General features: G+C 72.0%; 3 protein-coding genes. All 3 read right to left on the reverse strand.

Annotated features, from left to right (window positions below):
• Positions 1-51: 51 nt before the first annotated feature.
• Positions 52-375, reverse strand: a complete 324-nt coding sequence (locus LWC33_RS34525; protein ID WP_037046945.1) for a DUF2469 domain-containing protein — start codon at positions 373-375, stop codon at positions 52-54.
• Positions 372-1,166 (reverse strand): ribonuclease HII, encoded by a 795-nt coding sequence (locus tag LWC33_RS34530; protein WP_233308917.1) that lies wholly within the window; start codon positions 1,164-1,166, stop codon positions 372-374. The genes LWC33_RS34525 and LWC33_RS34530 overlap by 4 nt, the downstream gene beginning before the upstream one ends.
• A 61-nt stretch (positions 1,167-1,227) precedes the next feature.
• A partial coding sequence (gene lepB, locus LWC33_RS34535; protein WP_372476844.1) for a signal peptidase I occupies positions 1,228-2,379 on the reverse strand: 1,152 nt, incomplete at its 5' end.

Raw genomic sequence — 2,379 nt, forward strand, 5'->3', positions numbered from 1 at the left:
CAGCCAACCGAGCAGCCCACACTGCCGAACCGACCGTTCGACACCAGCCACCTAGTGGCCGAACTGGTCGCCCTCGGGCAACCGCAGGTCCGGCTTGTCGAGCTCCTCGATGTTGACGTCCTTGAACGTCACCACCCGGACGTTCTTCACGAACCGCGCGGGCCGGTACATGTCCCAGACCCACGCGTCGGACATCCGGACCTCGAAGTAGACCTCGCCGTCGGCGTTGCGCGGCGCCACGTCGACGGAGTTGGCCAGGTAGAAGCGCCGCTCCGTCTCCACCACGTACGAGAACTGGGAGACGATGTCGCGGTACTCCTTGTAGAGCGTGAGCTCCATCTCGGTCTCGTACTTCTCGAGATCCTCGGCGCTCACGACTCCACTCCCCCTGCGACCCTGTCCTCGTCCGCGACGAGGGCGACCTCGTCGTCCACGACGAACTCCGCGTCCTCGACGACCCCGGTCTCCTCACCGGCCGCCCCATTCTGGACCAACGCCACCCGGTCGCCCACGCGGGCCACCGACGCCACGTTCACGAAGGAGAACCGGTGGTCGGGGCACGGCCCGTGCTCGGTCAGCGCGGCGTCGTGCACCGGTGTGCAGTAGCCCTTGTGCTCGGCGAAACGGTACTGGGGGTAGCGCTCGTCGAGCGCGACCATCAGCCGGTCCCTGGTCACCTTGGCCAGCACCGACGCCGCGGCCACACACGCCGCCGTCAGGTCGCCCTTGGGCACGGCGAGGGTCGGCCGGCCGAACCCGCGCACCGGGAAGCCGTCCGTCAGCACGTAGCCGGGCGGGGTGGAGAGTGCCGCGACCGCGCGCCGCATCCCCTCGATGTTCGCCACGTGCACCCCGCGACGGTCCACCTCGGCAGGCGGGATCACGATCACCGAGAAGTCCTCGGCGCGGCGCAGGATCCGGTAGTAGAACTCCTCGCGCACCGCGTGGGTGAGCAGCTTCGAGTCGGTGAGGCCCTCGAGCCGCTTCGCGTCGCCGGGGCGCAGCACGCAGGCCGCGACCACCAGCGGGCCGGCGCAGGCCCCGCGGCCGGCCTCGTCGACGCCCGCGACCGGGCCGAGGCCGTGCCGCTGCAGCGTGCTCTGCAGGGTCCACGTGCCGGCCGACGCGCGCACGGTCGCCCGGCCGGGCTTCCACTCCGGGGGCAGGAGCTCGGCGGGACGCTTCCTCCGGGGGCGGCGGACGGGCCGCTGAACGGGTGCAGCCACCTCAGGTACGACGTCGGCGGGGCAGGAACTCCTCCTCGGCCGCGAGCAGGGATCGCCTGCGGAGCAGCCAGAACGGCACGACGCCGAACACGCCCAGGGCGAGCGGCGCGCCGTCCTCGGCGACCCCGAGGGCGGCCGCCTGCGGCTGCTGCGGGTTCGTGCTGTCGATGAAGCCGAAGCGGCTGATCGGCAGCACCTTCATCCGGGCCTTGCCGATGACGTTCGCGACCGGGATGGGCCCGTGACCGTCGATCCGGGAGTCCGACGAGTTGTTGCGGCTGTCCCCCATCACCCACAGCTCGCCCTGCGGCACGGTGATCGGCCCGAACGGGATCTGCCGCGCCGGCCCGGCCTCGGGCAGGTAGTAGATGTAGGGCTCGTCGAGCGGCTGGTTGTCGACCATGACCCGGTTGCGGGAGTCGCAGCAGGACACGGTCTGCCCGCCGACGGCGATCACCCGCTTGACGAAGTCCTTCTCGTCCGGCGGCGCGAGCCCGATCAGCGACAGGAACTGCTGGACGACCTCGCCGAACGTGCTCGTCGGCTCGTCGACCGTGAACTCGGTGTTGACCCACGAGTCCGGCCCGCGGAACACCACGACGTCGCCGGGCTGCGGGTCGCTGAACCGGTAGGTGACCTTGTCGACGAGCACCCGGTCGTTGTTGCAGCCGGTGCAGCCGTGCAGCGTCGTCTCCATCGAGCCCGACGGGATCACGTAAACCTTGGCCAGGAAGGCCTGGATGAGGATCGTGAGGACCAGCGCCACACCGATGAGGAGCGGGAGCTCCTTCCAGAAGGTGTTGCGCCGGCGCCGCCCCGAGCGGGGCTTCTTGCCACCGGGACCGCGCTTGGGCACGTAGTCCGAGGCGGGGTGGCTGCCGGACGTGGAGCCCGCCCGGCGGCGGTGCCTCCCGGGGATGCCGTCCGACTCGGCGGCGGAAGGGTCGACCCGGCGCTGCGGCTCGACCGCGGCCTCGGCCGCGCCGGTCTCCTCGGTGACCTCGGCCGCCGTCTCGGCGGGGGGGACGGGGGGCAGGCCGACGACGTCGGTCGGGCGCTCGTCGTCGAGGGGCCGGCGGGGCGAGTCGCGCCGGGGATCCGCACCGGTGCCGTTGAGCGGGGCACCGACCGGCCGGAAGCCGGGGCTGCTGTG

This window comes from Pseudonocardia terrae (assembly GCF_021343995.1).
GTDB classification, from domain to species: domain Bacteria; phylum Actinomycetota; class Actinomycetes; order Mycobacteriales; family Pseudonocardiaceae; genus Pseudonocardia; species Pseudonocardia terrae.